The organism is Rhodococcus tibetensis, from assembly GCF_024438035.1.
Classification (GTDB): Bacteria; Actinomycetota; Actinomycetes; order Mycobacteriales; family Mycobacteriaceae; genus Rhodococcus_F; species Rhodococcus_F tibetensis.
In genome coordinates, this window is record NZ_JANFQF010000001.1 from 233245 (window position 1) to 251168 (window position 17924).

Below are 17924 nucleotides of genomic sequence, written 5' to 3' on the forward strand. Positions count from 1 at the left end.
TTGACGGTCAGCGCCGCAAAGAAGCGGCAGCAATGCGAGCTTAGGCTATCCAACCCCACATCGGTGAGGCCGCCCATGGAAGGAAGGCAGAAATGACGATCGCCACGATCAACGGAATATCCTTGAACTACCAGGTCAAGGGGTCCGGAGATCTCGTGGTACTCATCATGGGCACCGGGAGCCCGGGGCGGGTGTGGGATCTCCACCAGACCCCCGCGCTCGTCGATGCGGGCTATCGCGTCTGCACTTTCGACAACCGGGGCATCGCTCCTTCCGCCGAGAGCGTGGCGGGCATCACCATGGACGACCTCGTTGCGGACACCGCGGCACTGATCGAACACCTCGGTGGCGGTCCCGCGCGTGTCGTCGGTACTTCGATGGGTGCCCGGGTCGCTCAGGAACTCGCGTTGACGCGCCCGGACCTGGTGTACAAGGCCGCCTTCCTCGCCGGCCACGCCCGGATGGACTACTTCCAGCAGACGCTCACCGAGGGTGAGCGCGCGCTGCACGACAGCGGCGTCGAGCTTCCGGCCAAGTATCGGGCGGCGGTCACTGCGGTGATGAATTTGTCTCCCGCATCGCTTGTGGACCCGCACACCGCCAGGGACTGGCTCGACCTCTTCGAGTTCAGCGGCGGCCGGACGTCCGCGGGTGTGCGCGCCCAGATGGAGATGGACCGCACGTTCGATCGACGGCAGGCATACCGGGCGATTACCACACCGTGTCTGTCGGTCGGGTTTGCCGACGACCGCATGATTCCGCCGTATCTCTCACGGGAGGTTGCCGAGGCCATTCCGTCGGCTCGCTATTACGAGATCCCGGATGTCGGGCACTACGGCTACCTCGAGCAGCCCGAGGTCATCAACAAGGTCTTGCTGGAATTCCTGGCGGACTGACCGTTTCGATCGACGTAGAGGTTGAGTCCCGGGCGTTACAGTGATATTCGGCACCTGCGAAGAAGCTGGGAACCGGTTGTTGCTGGTGGGTAGCCTAACCTAAACTCCTCGGGTGCCCGTCGTGCGACGAGCACTCTCGACGGACGATCGGATCACCCATGTCACCGGACGACTCGGCGGCTGCCCAGCCTCGGTTTCCCTCCACTGAGAGCGTTCGCACCTCAGTGTCTACGCCGACCGCGCTGCCACTCACTGCCGCGCAGTCCGAGGTCTGGGTCGGTCAGGAGTTGAACCCGGGCAGCCCGGTGTACAACCTGTCGCTGGTCGTCGAGGTTGCCGGTCCGGTCGATCTGGACCGCACCATCATCGCTGTCCGCAAGACGGTCGAACGCGCCGAAGCGCTGCACGTGCGTTTCGAGCGGGGAGACGGCGACGAACTTCTCCAGGTTCCCACGGCTCGCGACGACTGGACTCTGAGCGTCGTCGATCTGCGCGCCGAAGACGACCCGGAGTCCAGTGCGCACGCGTGGATGGAACGCGACATGCAGACCGTGGTCGCTGTCGGGGACGAAAAACCGTTGTTCCACCACGCTTTATTGCGCACCGACAACGAATCGTTGATCTGGTACCAGCGCTACCACCACAGCATCATCGACGGTTACGGCATCACCCTGCTGGTGGCCGATGTCGTCGAGCGCTACGACAACCCCGACCTCGAGACCGCCGCAGGCCCCTGGTCCCTCGACACGCTCCTTGCCGCCGACCGTGAGTACCGCGGGTCCGCGCGATTCGCCGCCGATCGCGAGTTCTGGCTGCAGCAGGTGATCGACGCACCGGAACCTCCGCGGTTGCTCCCTCCCGTGGACGAACGGTCGGAAGCGCCGATCTCGGCAGTGGTCGAGATCGACGGGGAAGACGCCGACGCCCTGTACGCCTTCGCCGCCGATGCCGGAATCCGCCGCACCCGGCTGCCGCTTGCGATCGTGATGGCCTACATCCACCGGATCACCGGCAGGCGCGACCTCACCTTGTCGCTGCCGATGACGGCGCGGGTCGGGCGCGACATGCGCCGAGTGCCCGGTATGGCCTCCACCATCCTGCCGTTGCGGATTCAGGTCGATTCCGACATGACGGTGGCCGCGCTGGCCCGGCGCATCGACACGACCCTCATCTCGGTGCTGCGGCACGGTCGTTACCGCGGTGAAGACCTGGCCCGGGACCTGCGGTCGCTCGACCCGGATCGCCAGATCTTCGGACCCGGCATCAATTCGATGATGTTCGAGCATTCGCTGACGTTCGGCGGTTTCCCCGCATGGGTGCGGAGTTCGGCCACCGGACCGGTCTCGGACCTCGACTTCTCCATCCGCGGAGGACAGGATTCGGAAGCCATCCAGATCGATCTGCGGGCGCCGCACGGCCTGGCCGCCGAACTCGAGGAACACCGTCGACGGCTCGAACATTTCGTGGGCCAGTTCGTCGCCGATCCCGTCGCGGCCGTGTCCTCTCTCGACCCACTGACGGAGGCCGAACGTCACCAACTCTTGGTGGAGTTCAACGACACCGGCCGCGCACACGAGTCGGTGACGATCCCCGTACTGTTCCAGGAGCAGGTGCATCGCACCCCGGATGCGGAGGCGCTGGTGGCCGGCGAGGTCCGGATCACGTACCGCGAGCTCGGGGAGCGGGTGGCCCAACTCGCCCATCACCTGCGTGAGCGCGGTGTGGGTTCCGAGGACGTTGTGGCAGTGGGGTTGCCGCGTTCGGCGGAGATGGTGGTCGGCCTTCTGGCCGTGGTGTGCGCGGGTGGCGCGTTCGTTCCCCTCGATCCGTCCTGGCCGCGGGGGCGTCGCGTCGCTGTGCTCGAGGACGCGGGGGTGAGCCTCGTCCTCACCGGGCCCGGCGGGGTGGCGGACGCCGGTAGCAGCGCAGTCCCGGTCGACCTGGCGGACTGGGCGCACGCGGACAACGCCACCGACATGCCCGCCGTCACCATGCAGGGTTCCCGGTTGGCGTACGTCATCTTCACTTCGGGATCGACGGGCCGGCCCAAGGGTGCGATGATCCGTCACGAAGCGGTATGCGCACGCTTGCTGTGGCAGCGTGACGAAATTCTGAAGTTCGGAGCCGGGGACACGTCTTTGTTCAAGGCCCCCTTGTCTTTCGACATCTCGGTCAACGAAATCCTACTGCCACTGGTGTCGGGCGGACGGCTGGTGGTGGCCGAGCACGGCGGGGAGCGCGACCCTCAGTACCTGCTCGACCTCATTGCGCGAGAGTCGGTGACATTCGTCTACCTCGTGTCCTCGATGCTCGACGTTCTTCTCGACTTGTCGCGCGGCACGGAGCAGCTGTCCGCGCTGAAGCATGTGTGGTGTGGCGGTGAGGTTCTCACACCAGAGCTGTTCGAGCGTTTCCGTGCCCAGTTGTCGACGACGCTGTATCACGGGTACGGCCCCGCGGAAGCCACCATCGGTGTGTCGCACGTCGTCTATCGGGAGGATGCCGCACGGATCGCGACGTCGATCGGCCGTCCCAATCCCGGGACCCAGCTCTACGTTCTGGACGGGCACCTGAACCCGGTACCGCTCGGTGCGAGTGGTGAGCTCTACGCGGGCGGATTCCTGCTCGGACGCGGGTATGTCGGCGCGTCTCCTCTGACAGCGGCACGCTTCGTTGCCAATCCCTTCGCCGACGACGGTTCACGCCTCTATCGCACCGGCGACCTGGCTCGATGGAGCGCCGACGGTTCGCTCGACTTTCTCGGCCGCGCCGACAATCAGGTGAAGATCCGGGGTATGCGCCTCGAACTCGAGGACGTGGAGGCTGGACTCGTCGCTCACCCCGAGGTGCGACACAGCGCAGTGGTCGTGCGCGAGACACCGACCGGCGCCAAGTATCTCGCCGCCTACGTCGTGCCCGACTCCGGTTCGGCACTGGACAACTCCGGGCTGCGGGAATGGGTGTCGTCGAGGCTGCCCGAATACATGGTGCCCTCGGCTTTCGTGATTCTCGACCGGTTCCCGCTCACGCCCAACGGCAAACTGGACCGGCGGGCCCTGCCTGAACGCGACCTCGGAGCAGCGGGTGACAAGGTCGCCCCGCGTACCGCCGTCGAGAAATCGCTGTGCGGGTTGATGGCCGGAGTCCTGGGGGTGGAGTCGGTCGGTGTCTCTGATGACTTCTTCGCGCTGGGCGGTGACAGTATCGTCGCCATCTCGTTGGTAAATCATGCTCGCCGGGAAGGATTTTCGATCAGTCCGCGCGAGGTGTTCCAGCTCCGCACTGCCGAAGCGCTCGCCCGGGCCGAGGCCGGGCGTGAGGTGGCAGCGGCCGACACGGACGATGTCGCGTTCGGCACTGTCACCGGCACTCCGATCCTCGCCCGCATCAGCGAAGCCGGAGACGACATCACCCGGTTCCACCAGTCGGTGCTGGTGCAGACCCCGCCCGCATTCGGTGAACAGGCTGCGCGCGGAGCGCTTTCGGCCGTACTCGAGCGGCACGACGCCCTGCGAGCGCGGCTGATCCGTGGGGAGCGGTGGACACTGTCTGTGCCGCACTGGGATCCCGCGTCGGCGTCCGACGCTCTGCGTGTCGTCGAGGTCGAAGGGAGCGTAGATCAGCTCGATCCCCAGCTACTCGACGCCGAAACTTCCGCAGCGCTCGGCCGGCTCGATCCTGACCGCGGCGCGATGCTGCAGGCCGTCCTGTTCCGGGCCACCTCCGGTCCGGGCAGACTGCTTCTGGTCGGCCACCACCTGGTGGTTGACGGTGTGTCCTGGCGCATCATTCTCGAAGACTTGGCGCACGCGGGAACGGCACTCCTTTCCGGCGCCGAGCCCGCCCTTGCCCCCGTCGGCACTTCGCTGCGCCGTTGGTCCGCGCTGCTCGAAGAACGCGCACGGGCCGGCGCATTCGATTCCGAATTGTCGTTCTGGAAGACGGTGACGTCGACTCCCGACCCGATGCTGGGATCCCGGCCACTCGACCCCACGGTCGACCTGGCCGGTGATGCCGAGACCCTCACCGTGACTCTGGCGCCCGAGTTCACCCGCCCTCTGCTCTCAACCGTTCCCGCGGCGTTCTCCGGCTCTGTCAACGACGTGCTGCTCACCGCTTTTGCCGTGGCTGCGAGGCGGTGGCAGGTCGCTCGTCGAGGGGACGTAACGCCGGGCACGATGCTGCTCGACCTCGAGGGTCACGGACGCGAAGAGGACCTCGTGCGCGCGCCCGGCGGGCCCGCGGTCGATCTCTCTCGAACTGTCGGCTGGTTCACCACGGTGTATCCGGTGTCGATCGACGCCGGTGTCGTGGACGACGACGAGGGGCTGGCGTCGGCGCTGAAGGCCGTCAAGGAGCAGCTGCGCAGCATCCCGGGCGCCGGGTTCGGTTACGGCGCACTGCGATACCTCGGTGACTCGGTCCCTGTACTCGAGAACGCACCGACTCCTCAGGTGCTCTTCAACTACCTCGGCCGAGTCACGTCCGGTGGAGACGCCGACTGGCTGCCTCGCGCGATGGGCGGCGCCGACGACCCGCGCATGCCGCTCGGGCACGTGCTGACCTTGGACGTGATCGCCGAAGACGGTGCAGACGGTCCGGTGTTGAGTACTTCATTCACTTGGGCGCCCGGGATTCTTGGGCGCAACGATGTCGAGGCGCTCGCCGAGGAGTGGTCGACGGCGTTGTCGGCCGTGGCCGCGATCGAACGCCTGGGCGGCCGCACACCCTCGGACTTCCCGCTGGCCGGATTGACGCAGCAGGATGTGGACGCCTTGTCGGCGCCGTCCGATGTGCTCCCGTTGACGCCGTTGCAGGAGGGCATTTACTTCCAGTCGGTCTTCGAGGACACGGGCTCCGATCCCTACGTGGTCCAACAGGTGATCGAGCTGAGCGGGCCGGTCGACCCGGGCGCACTGCACCGGGCATTGCAGTCCGTGGTCGATCGGCACGCTGCTCTGCGCACCGCACTGTCGTCCGTGTCGGACGGCCGGATCGTGCAGGTGATCTGTGACGGTGTCCGGGTACCGATGGATGTGCTCGACCTCACCGAAGTCGCGAACCCGCACCAGCGGGTCGAAGAGGTGCTGGCCGCGGATCGTGCTCGCGGATTCGTCTTCGACCGCCCACCGCTGCTGCGCTACACCCTCGCCCAGGTGGAGTCGGAGAAGTACCTTCTGCTGCAGTCGATTCACCACGTGATCGCCGACGGGTGGTCGGTGCCGGTGATGCTGCGCGAGATGCTGGCTTTCTACAGTGCGGCGAACACACCGCCGGCGTTGCCGGCACCCACCCCGTACCGCAGTTACCTCGAGTGGCTCGCGGCGCGGGACCGGAATGCGTCGCTCGAGGTGTGGCGGGAGGCGCTCCGGGATGTACCGGAGCAGGTGGAGTTGCCCCGCACTGCGGCACCGGGCGAATCCGGCATTCGCAGCGTGCGGGTGGGGCTGCCGTCCGCGGATACCGACGCACTCGTCGCAGTCGGCCGGGCCCGCGGGTTGACACTCAGCACGCTCGTCCACGGCACGTGGGGGCTCGTCCTGGGCCGGCTCACCGGCACGGACGACGTGGTGTTCGGTTCCACGGTGTCGGGCCGCGGCGGCGATCTGTCAGGGATCGAATCCATGGTGGGGTTGTTCATCAACACCGTACCGGCGCGACTGAGGTATCGGCCCACCGAGGCGGTGGCCGAGGCGCTCACGCGTTGGCAGGACGAGCAGTCCGCGCTCCTCGATCACCAGTATGTCGGCCTGGCCGAACTGCGCCGTGCAGCGGGCCTCGAGAACATGTTCGAGACACTCGTCGTCTTCGAGAACTACCCGCTGGGTGAGGGCGCTGCCGTCGATCCGTCCGGCACTGTGCATCTGACGAACGTGCGCTTCGACGAGCATCCGCCTTACCCGATGACGCTGATCGTCGTGCCTGGCGACACGTTGACCCTCGAGCTGAAGTACGACGCGTCGCGCATCGATTCGGTGACGGCTGACCGGTTCGCCGAATCGATGGTGGCCTATCTACGGGAGGTGACCCGTGACGCCGACCAAACCGTGTCGAGTGTGGCTCTGGTATCGCCCCGGCCGGCCGCGTCGGCGGTGCACGACGCGCGGCGGGCGTTTCCCGACACGACTCTCACCGCCCTTCTCGTGGAGCAGGCGGCTCGGACGCCCGACGCGGTGGCCGTCGTGTTCGAGGACGAACAGCTCACCTACTCCGAGTTGCATTCCCGGGCAAACCGTCTCGCACGACTGCTGATCGAGCGCGGCGTGCTCCCGGGCACGAGGGTGGCCGTGGCGCTGCCACGTTCGCTCGATCTGATGGTGTCCCTTCTGGCGGTCGGGAAGGCCGGCGGAGCGTACGTTCCGCTCGATACCGGCTATCCCGCAGAACGTGTGGCATACATGATCAGTGACGCGCGCCCGGTCTGCGTGCTCACCGACAGCGGTTCCGCCGCACTCGTCCAGGACGCCGGCGTCCCGCTGGTGCGCGTCAGCGATGCGGACGACTACTCGTCGGTGCCGCTGCCCGAGATCGGCTCGTCGTCGCGCCATCCCGCATACGTGATCTACACGTCCGGTTCGACCGGACGGCCCAAGGGCGTCGTCGTGCCTCACGCCGGCATCGTCAACCGACTGCTGTGGATGCAAACCTTCCGGCCGATCACCGCATCGGACAGGGTGCTTCAGAAGACCCCCGCCAGCTTCGACGTGTCGGTGCCCGAACTCTTCGGCCCCCTCGTCGCGGGCGCTACCGTCGTCCTCGCGCGCCCGGACGGACACAAGGATCCCGCGTACCTCGCCGACGTCATCGTCGGAAAATCGGTAACCCGAGCACATTTCGTCCCCTCCATGCTCGAGGCGTTCCTCGCGGAACCTGCCGCAGCCGGCTGCACTGGATTGCGGATCATCGCCTGCAGCGGTGAGGCCCTGCCGGTGGCGTCGGCACGCCGGGTGGCCGAAGTGCTGCCGGGCGTGGAAGTCGACAATTTGTACGGTCCGACCGAGGCGTCGGTGGAGGTGAGTTACGCGGCGTCCGTGCAGAACATCGACGCTGCGGCGTCGTCGGTGCCGATCGGCTTCCCGACGTCGAACACCGGACTGTACGTCCTCGACCGGTACCTGCATCCGGTGCCGCCGGGTGCATCGGGAGAGCTCTACCTGTCCGGACCGCAGGTGGCCGACGGATATCTCGGCAGGGCAGCGCTGAGTGCCGAGCGTTTCGTCGCCGACCCGTTCTCGTCTTCCGGTACTCGCATGTATCGCACCGGCGACATCGCACGGATCAACCCTGATGGTGCCGTCGAGTACGTCGGCCGAGTGGACGATCAGGTGAAGCTGCGGGGCTTCCGTATCGAGCTCGGTGAAATCGAGGCACACCTGTCTGCCTGTCCCGGGGTGCGGCAGGCGGCCGCCGTCGTGCGTTCGGACCGCCCGGGCAGGCAACAATTGGTGGGGTACGTCGTAGGCGACGTCGATCTCGACGACGTTCGCGCCCGGCTGCAATCCGCTCTTCCCGAGTACATGGTTCCCGTCCTCTTCGTGGTGCTCGACGCTTTCCCGCTCACCCCGAGCGGCAAGCTGGATCGCACCTCGCTTCCGGCGCCCACGCTCCCGGCTCCGGCGGCATCAGCGCTCGCCGGTGGGGATGACACCGCCGCGATGCTCGCCGCCCGCTACGCCGAAGTCCTCGGACTCGACACGGTCGGAGTGGACGACGACTTCTTCATGCTCGGTGGGGACAGCATTCTGGCCATCCGCCTGGTCAATCTCGCGCGCCGCGAAGGAATGACGATCACGCCACGCCAGATCTTCGAACAGCGGACGCCGGCGGCCCTCGCCCGGCTGGCAGGGGATGCCCCAGTCGTTGCCGAAACCGCCGCGCCGGTCGGCGCTCGAACGGGCGCGCTGCTACCGCTTCCCGTCGTCCACCGGCTCTCCGAGTGGAGTGGCGACAAGGACCGTTTCAACCAGGCCGTCCTCCTGCACACCCCCGCCGGCACCAGCACCGACGTGCTCACAGCCGCGCTCCGCTCGATAATCGCGCATCACGACGGCCTTCGTCAGCACCTGACCCGGCATGCACCCGGCGTGTGGTCGCTCGAGATCACAGAGTCGGCGGAGGCGTCGTTCCGCCGGGTCGACGCGACTGGACTCGACGACAAGGCACTGCGTCAGCTGGTGGCAGCGGAATCCGACGCAGCCACCGACCGGCTCGACCCCGACAGCGGCACCATGGTGTCGGCCGTGTGGTTCGACGCGGGGCCGGACGCGCTCGGCAGGCTGCTGCTCGTCGCCCACCACCTCGTCGTCGACGGGGTGTCGTGGCGAATCCTGGTCGAAGACCTTGCCATGGCGTGGGTGGCCGCCGACAGCGGGCAGCCGTCGGCGCTCGATCCGGTGTCCACCTCGCTGCGGGGGTTCTCGCGAATCGTGACCGAACAGGCGCACGAGCCCGCACGTCTCGCTGAACTCGGCCACTGGCTCGAGGTCACCGAACCGGGCGCCGACCTCGTGCCCGGTGCCTCGGGTACCGCGGTGGTGGGCAGCGGCGCCCGCCGCACGGTGCGTCTGGACTCCGCACTCACGAACGCGCTGCTGACCACCGTTCCGGTCGCAGTCGGCGCTGACGTCACGGACGTCCTGGTCGCCGCACTGCGGCTGGCCGTCGACCGATGGTTCGCAGCGAGCGGCCGCAATCACGACCTGCTGGTGGACCTCGAACGGCACGGCCGTGAGGAATTGACCCCTGGCCTCGACCTCTCGCGCACGGTCGGTTGGCTGACCAACGTCGCTCCGGTGCGGTTGCGCAGTGCCGGGGGCGCGCTCGACACCTTGAAGGCGGTGAAGGAACAGCTGCGTGCGGCGCCGGACGGCGGAATCGGGTACGGGATGTTGCGGTACGTCAACGCGCGGACCGCTCGGATCCTCGGGTCTCGGCCGGAGTCCCAGGTGTTGTTCAACTACCTGGGCCGGATGCCGCACGCCGGGTCCGGGGCGTGGACGCCTGCCGCCGAATCCGATTCCCTCGTCACGGATCCCGGCGCCGACTTCGGTGCGCCCTACCGGTTGGTGGTCAACGCGCTCTGCGACGACGGCGAACACGGTTCGCAGCTGCACGCAGTCTTCGCCTGGTCGGCAGACGACCTGAGCGAGGACGACGCGATCGCGCTCAGCGAGGGCTGGGTGTCGGCTCTCGGAGAATTGGCGGAGTCCGTATCCGAACACCGGGGGCCGGCCCTGCTGACCCCGTCGGATCTGCCGTTGGTTCACCTGACCCAGGATGAGATAGACCGCATCGCGGCGACCTGTCCCGCGGGCGTCGAGACGGTGCTTCCTCTGTCACCCCTTCAGGAGGGGTTGTACTTCCAGGCAGGCTTCGCGGCAGGTTCGGACATTTACACGGCACAGTTCTCCCTCGATTTCGCGCACCGTCTGGACCTCGACCGGCTTGCTGCTGCCCTGCGCACCCTGCAACGGCGCAACCCCACCCTCCGTGCAGGGTTCGTCAGTGAAGGACTCTCGACGCCGGTGCAGTTCTTCAGCGCCGAGCTCGATGTGCCGATCACCGAATTCGATCTTCGCGATCTGGGCGACACCGAACGGGCCGACTATGCAGAACAATTGGCCGCCCGCGATCGGCTGACCCCGTTCGATCTGACGGCCCCGCCGCTGTGGCGCGTTATGGTCCTGCGTCTCGAGGACGACCACGACCGGTTGGTGGTCAACCGGCAGTTCCTGCTGTGGGACGGCTGGTCCAACGGCCTCGTGGTGAGTCAGCTTCTCGCCCTCTACGACTCGGCGGGGGACGACTCGAGCTTCGCCGCTCCCGAGGGCACGTTCGAGGACTACCTGACCTGGCTGGCCACACGGGACGCGGACGCGGCGCAGGAGGCATGGACGGAGGCGCTCCGCGGTCTCGAGGAACCGACTCTGTTGGCCGCCGCAGTGGTGGACGAGCCACAGCCGCCCCAGCGCCGAGATGCCGTGCTCGATGCGGACTTCAGTGAGCGGCTCCGGGCCGCTGCACGTGGGGCAGGTGTCACGTTCAACGCCGTGCTCAACGCGGCCCTTGCCGTCGTACTCGGGATCGAAACGGGAAAACAGGATGTGGTGTTCGGCACCACTGTGGCCGGTCGTCCCCCTGAGGTGCCGGGCCTCGACGCCGTGGCGGGCATGTTCCTCAATACGGTGCCGGTCCGCCTGACGCTGCGTCCGGGCGAGCGCGTCACCGATCTGCTGCGCCGGACCCAGTCCGAGCGGCTGGCGCTGACCCCGTACGACTACCTCGGTCTGGCGTCCATCCAGCGAGTATCGAATCATCGCCAACTCTTCGACGTGCTGTACGTGCTGCAGAATTTCGTGGACGAGAACCAGGTGTCGGCGCTCAACGCCGCCCACGACATCAGCGGTGGCGACAGCATAGACCACACCCACTACCCGCTGACCGTCGTCGTGACGCCGGGCACCAGTGTGAAGGTGAAGTTCGAGTTCCACCCCGATCGCATGGCGCAGTCGCGGGTGGAGGCCATGCTGGCCCGATTCGTGGACGTGCTCGCCCAGTGGTCCACCGATATGTTCGGGATGGTGGGCAGCATCCCGGGGGCAGCCGCGGGCACCCCGCCGGCAACGAAGGTGTTGCCCGACGCGACCATCGCCGACCTGTTCGCGGACGCCGCCCGGCAGCGCCCGGACCACTCGGCCCTCGTCTTCGGGGACCGCACAGTGACGTACGCGGAACTCGACGCCGACATCAACCGCATGTCCCGGCTCCTGCTGGGTCACGGCGCAGGCCCCGAGAAGATCGTCGCGCTCGCGCTCCCGAGGTCGGTGGAGATGGTCGTGGCGTTGTTCGCAGTGTTGCGCACCGGATCCGCGTACCTACCGCTCGAATTGGACCACCCGGCCGAGCGACTGGTGGGCATGCTCGACGACGCACGCCCGGTGACCCTGGTGACCACCTCCGAGGTCGCGGACACGTTGGCCGCGGCGCACGTCGACGTTCTTCTGGTCGACCCCGCCCTCCTCGGCTCCGTGTCTTCGGAGCCGCTGTCCGATCTCGAACTCGGGAGTTTCGTTCCGGGGACACCGGGACGGCTGGACCATCCCGCGTACGTCATCTATACGTCGGGGTCGACAGGTAAACCGAAGGGCGTGGTCACGCCGTACCGCGGTTTGACCAACATGCAGTTCAACCATCGCGAGGCAATCTTCGAACCCGTGGTGAGTGCCGCGGGAGGCAGGCGTCTACGCATCGCCCACACGGTGTCGTTCGCATTCGACATGTCGTGGGAGGAATTGCTGTGGCTCGTCGAAGGCCACGAGGTACACATCTGCGACGAGAACCTCCGGCGCGACGCCGAAGCCTTGGTGTCCTACTGCGACGCCCACCGGATCGACGTCGTCAACGTCACGCCCACGTATGCGCAACATCTGTTCGAGGAAGGACTGCTCGATGACGGCGACGGACGTCATCGGCCTCCTCTGGTGCTGCTCGGCGGGGAGGCCGTGTCGGACTCGGTATGGAACCGGTTGCGGGACACCGAGGGAACGTGCGGTTACAACCTGTACGGCCCCACCGAGTACACGATCAACACCCTCGGGGCAGGCACCGGCGACAGCGTCACTCCGACGGTCGGAACCCCGATCTGGAACACCTCGGCGTATGTGCTGGACGCCTGGCTGCGTCCGGTCCCGGATGGTGTTCCCGGTGAGCTGTACATCTCGGGAGTCGGGCTGGCGCGCGGTTATCTCGGCCGATCCGCACTGACGGCCGAGCGGTTCGTCGCCGATCCGTTCGGCTCATCCATACGTATGTATCGGACGGGTGATCTGGTCCGCCGCCGCGCCGTCTGGTCGAGCGGAGCGAGGGGAAATGTACTAGCGTGTGTTGATTTTCTCGGCCGTACCGATGATCAGGTGAAGATTCGCGGTCACCGCGTCGAGCTCGGCGAAATTTCCTCCGCCCTCGAAGCGCTGGACGACGTGCGCCAGGCCGCGGTCGTGGTCGATTCGGGCGCGGGTGGTTTCAAGCGACTCGTCGGCTACGCCGTCCCCGTGCGCCTTTCTGGTAGCCAGGACAACCACAAGTACGCACGGGCGCTGCGCGCCACCCTGCCGGACTACATGATTCCCGCCGCGGTCATCGAGGTCGAGTCGCTGCCGATGACGGTCAACGGCAAACTCGACGTCAAGGCGCTCCCCTCGGCGGACGAGGTGCTCGGCGCCCATGCCGGTGCGCGCACCGAACCGCGCGACACCACCGAGCGGGTGCTGTCCGAGCTGTTCGGCGAAATCCTCGGAGTCCCGGCTCCCGGCGTCGATGACAACTTCTTCGACCTCGGCGGGCACTCACTGCTGGCTACTCGCCTGATCAGCCGTGCGCGAGCCGCGCTCGACACGGACCTCGCTATGCGCGACCTGTTCGAGGCTCCCACCGTCGCCGAGCTGGCCGACCGGATCCGGGGCAACACGGGGTCGACGCGTCCCGTGCTGAGCGCCCGATCGCGGCCCCAGCACCTTCCCCTTTCGGCTGCGCAACAACGTCTCTGGCTGCTGCAGCAGATGGACAGGTACTCGGGCGCCTACAACTTCCCGATCGTGCTGCGACTGCGGGACCCGCTCGACCCTGCGCTGTTCGAGCAGGCGCTGACCGACGTCGTGGTGAGGCACGAGTCGCTTCGCACCGTGTTCGGGGAGCACGACGGCGAGCCGGTGCAGGTGATCCTCGGCGACGTGCGACCCGAAGTCTCCGTGGTGGACGGCACGGACGCCGACCTCGTCCGGTTGGTCGGTGACGCGGTCGGTCACCCGTTCGATCTGGCGACGGAGATCCCGGTCCGAGCGGCCGTCATCGGGGTCGGTGACGAGCAGGTCTTGGCCATCGTGTTGCACCACATCGCCACCGATGAGTGGTCCGACCGCCCGTTCCTGCGGGACCTGATGACGGCTTACGCCCACCGCGCGCAGAATTCGGCACCGGTATGGGAACCGCTCGACGTGCAGTACGCCGACTACACCCTGTGGCAGCGGGAGATGCTGGGCGATCCACAGGACCCGTCGAGCCTGGTGAGCCGTCAACTCGACTACTGGGCGACGACACTCGACGGGGCACCCGAAGAACTAATGCTTCCCGCCGACCGCACTCGCCCGGCGCGGCCCAGCTTCTCGGGCGGAGCCATCGAGTCGGTGCTGGATGCTGCCACCACTCGTTCGCTCCGTGCGCTGGCGCGTGCCACCGGCACCACCATGTTCATGGTGATGCACGCGGCATCCGCGGCGTTGTTGCATCGGTTGGGTGCGGGTGACGACCTGCCGATCGGGGCACCGGTCGCGGGAAGAAGTGAGCAGGGTCTGGACGAGCTCATCGGCTTCTTCGTCAACACCGTGGTGTTGCGGACGGACGTGTCCGGCAATCCGACGTTCGACGAGTTGCTGGATCGGGTCCGGGGCGTCGACCTGGCCGCATTCGCTCACTCGGACGTGCCGTTCGAGGCGGTCGTGGAGAGGGTCAATCCCGGCCGCACCCTGGCCAGGAATCCCCTGTTCCAGGTGATGGTCGGCTACCACAGTCGCACGGTGGAATCGGCGGTCGCTCCCGGACTCTCGGTGACCCCGGTGCAGTTCGAGGAACGCACGGCCAAGTTCGACCTGGTGTTCAACTACACCGAGTTTCTCGACGAGGAGCGGGTGGAACTGCGCCTCGAGTACGGCAGTGACCTGTTCGACCGGGACACCGCTGCGAAAATCGCACGACGGCAGATCGCCGTGTTCGATGCGATCGCAGCGCAGTCGGACGTCCCGGTCGTCGATCTCGACGTATTCCTCGACGAGGAACGAGAACTGGTGGTGCGACGGTTCAACGACACCGCTCTGCCCGTCGCGGAGGAGACGTTCTACGAGGCGTTCGCACGTCACGTAGCAGGCACCCCGGACGCCGTCGCTGTGGTCGACGAGCACGGTCAGGCGTCGTACGCGCAGTTGAGTGCACGCGCCGACCGCATTGCGACACTGCTGCATCGCCGCGGTGTGTCCGTCGAAAGCGTTGTCGGGTTGGCGGTTCCCCGGTCGGTGGACATGGTCGCCGTGGTCCTCGCCGCACTGAAGTTGGGCGCCGCTTATCTCCCGCTCGACCTGAACCATCCGTCCGACCGCATCTCGTACATGCTTTCCGACTCCGGCGCGCAGGTACTCGTGACAACGGTTTCGGAGAGTCCGCGCATCGCGGAGGTGGACGGACTCGTCCGCGTCCTCCTCGACGATGCATCGATTGTCGCCGAATTCGACACCGCGCACGATGAGAAGTTGCCGTGTCCGCCCCGGGGTGTGGACCACGTCGCGTACGTCATCTACACGTCGGGTTCCACCGGAAAACCCAAGGGCGCGATCCTCACCCACGACGGCATCCCCAGCCTGGTGGCCACGGCGGAGGAGCGGATGCGACTGGTTCCGGGTTCGGTGGTGATGCAGTTCGCGTCGATCGGCTTCGACGTGGCGGTCTTCGAGCTGTCGATGGCCCTGTGCACGGGTTCGCGTCTGGTCATCGTCCCGGATAACGCCCGGGTGGCAGGACCAGAACTCACGGACTTCATGGCCGTGCAGGCGGTGACGCACGCGATCATCCCGCCGTCCCTGTTGGCGGCTCTTCCCGCGGGATGCGTTGTTCCCGAGGGGTGCACGGTGCTGGTGGGCACGGAGACGGTGCCACCCGAGCTGATCGGACGATGGGCGGAACGGCTCAATCTGCTTGCTGCTTACGGCCTCACCGAGGCCACCGTCAACAACACCCTGTGGCAGGCCGAGCCTGGTTGGACCTCGGCCGTGCCGATCGGCATTCCCGACCCCAACGAGCAGGCCTACGTGCTCGACGACCGCCTGCAGCCGGTCCCGCCCGGTGTGGCGGGGGAGTTGTACATCGCCGGACGCGGGCTTGCGCGTGGCTATCTGGGCCGGCCCGACCTCACTGCGGCGCGCTTCGTGTCCTCGCCCTTCGGTGCCGCCGGTTCGCGGATGTACCGGACAGGTGACCGGGCGCGCTGGCGGGCAGACGGCAACATCGATTTCCTCGGGCGTGTCGACGATCAGGTGAAAATCCGTGGATTCCGCATCGAACTCGGTGAGATCATCGCGGCGCTCGGTAGCCATCCGGGTGTCAAACAGGCTGCTGTGGTAGCGGATCGGGAAGGCGACATCGTCCGGCTCGTCGGCTACGTGACCCCGTCCGACGGTTTGGTGTCCGACTCCGTGGACCCGCGGGCGTTGCGCGAGCATGCTGCCGCACGACTGCCCGATTACATGGTGCCGACTCTCGTGGTGGTGCTCGACGGGGATCTGCCGTTGACGCCGAACGGAAAACTCGACCGCAAGGCACTTCCCCTGCCGGACTGGTCTGCGCTTACCGGGGACGGCACCGCCCGGACGCCGGAACAGAAGGAGATCGCCGAGGCATTCGCGGAGATTCTGCACCTGCCGTCGGTCGGGATCCATGACAATTTCTTCGACCTCGGTGGAAACTCCATGGCATCGATGCGGTTGGTGGGCAGAATCCGTCAGCGATTCGGTGTCGACATCGGCATTCGGGACATCTTCGACCGGTCCACGGTGGCCGAGCTCGCGGCGATCGTGCTCGACGCCGGTGGAAGCGGGAGACCGGTACTTGCACCGGTGTACCCGCGCCCGGACGTGGTGTCGCTGTCCGGACCGCAGCGTCGGTTCTGGAAGCAGTTCCGCGCGGCCGGGGGCGACGCCACAGCCAGCCATGCACTGTCCCTGCAGCTTCGTGGGACGGTCGATCCAGCGATCCTGGCGCAGGCGTTGGGCGATGTCGCGTCCCGCCACGAACCGCTGCGCACCGTGTGTGTGGAGATCGACGGCACCGTCATTGCACAGGAAGCGGTTCGGCCGTTCCTCGACGTGGTCGACGTCGGCGACGGCGACGGCGACGTGCACCGCACGGTCTTTGCCCTGGCACAGAAGCCGATGGATCTCACCGAGCAGGCGCCGCTCCGAGCGCATCTCGTGGGTGGCGCGGACGGCACGCAGGCCCTGCTCCTGGTGATGCACTACATCGCGGTGGACGAGTGGTCGGTGGTGCCGTTGCTCGGGGATCTGTTGGGCGCGTACGCGTCGCGTTCGGACGGCAACGCACCGGAGTGGGAACCACTGCCCGTGAGCTACCCCGACTACGTCGTGTGGTCGCGTGCGCTGCTGGGCGATCCGGCCGATCCGGGCAGCCGGCACGCCCGGCAGCTCGCGTACTGGCGGGAGCGGTTGGCCGGAATGCCGGCGGAGCTGGAGTTGCCTCGCCCGGATCCGCAGACCCCCCCGCGCGCGGAGATCGTGCCCGTGGAGATCGACGCGGATCTGCACGCCGCCATCGATGCGCTGGCGAGCCGTACCGGAACCAGTTTCTTCATGGTGTTGCAGGCTGCGCTTGCGACCGTGCTGACACGTCACGGCGCCGGTACGGACATCCCGATGGGGTCTCTGGTCGCGGGACGCTCGGAGGAGGCGCTGGACCACCTGATCGGCTGCTTCTTCAACATTGTTCTGCTGCGGACGGATACGAGCGGAGAACCGGACGGCCCGGAGCTGTTGCGACGCATCCGCGCGGGCAACCTCGATGCCTTGGACAACCAGGACATCGCCTTCGCCGATGTAGTGGATGCGCTCGACGGAAACGATTCCCCGGTGATGCGTCCGCAGATCATGTTGGTGCATCACGAGCAGGCACGGCTGTCGCACCTGGGTGCGCTGGGCGGGTTGATGCCGGTACCGGTCGGCGTGCCGGACGCAGATCTCACGCTGAGCTTCTACGAGCCCGTCGGAGACGGGCCCGTGCACGCCTACTTCTCCTTCTCCTCGGCGGTCCTGGAGTTCGACACCGTGGCGAGGTGGGCGGCGGAGTTGACGGCGCTGGTGGCGACCTGGAGCGGGGAAGCGGCATGACCACACGTGATCCGGATCGCAGGGTCGGTGCCGAGATGGCCGTCCCGGACCGGCCTTCTTCTTGGTACTGTGCTCAAAATAAGGATAG

2 protein-coding genes are annotated in these 17924 nt (G+C 67.0%); both read left to right on the plus strand.

Features of this window, described 5'->3' with window-relative positions; translation table 11 throughout:
* The first annotated feature begins 92 nt into the window (after positions 1–92).
* On the plus strand, positions 93–896 hold the full coding sequence (locus tag NOF53_RS01185) for an alpha/beta fold hydrolase (RefSeq protein ID WP_255965142.1): 804 nt from the start codon (positions 93–95) through the stop codon (positions 894–896).
* Between the two features lie 158 nt (positions 897–1054).
* A complete protein-coding gene (locus NOF53_RS01190) occupies positions 1055–17836 on the plus strand; it encodes a non-ribosomal peptide synthetase (RefSeq protein ID WP_255965143.1) in 16782 nt (5593 codons plus the stop codon).
* The last annotated feature ends 88 nt before the right edge of the window (positions 17837–17924 follow it).

Excerpts from the sequence above, each read along its gene's own strand:
- NOF53_RS01190 (WP_255965143.1), top strand. The coding sequence starts at position 1,055 with ATGTCACCGGACGACTCGGCGGCTGCCCAGCCTCGGTTTCCCTCCACT.
- NOF53_RS01185 (WP_255965142.1), top strand. The coding sequence starts at position 93 with ATGACGATCGCCACGATCAACGGAATATCCTTGAACTACCAGGTCAAG.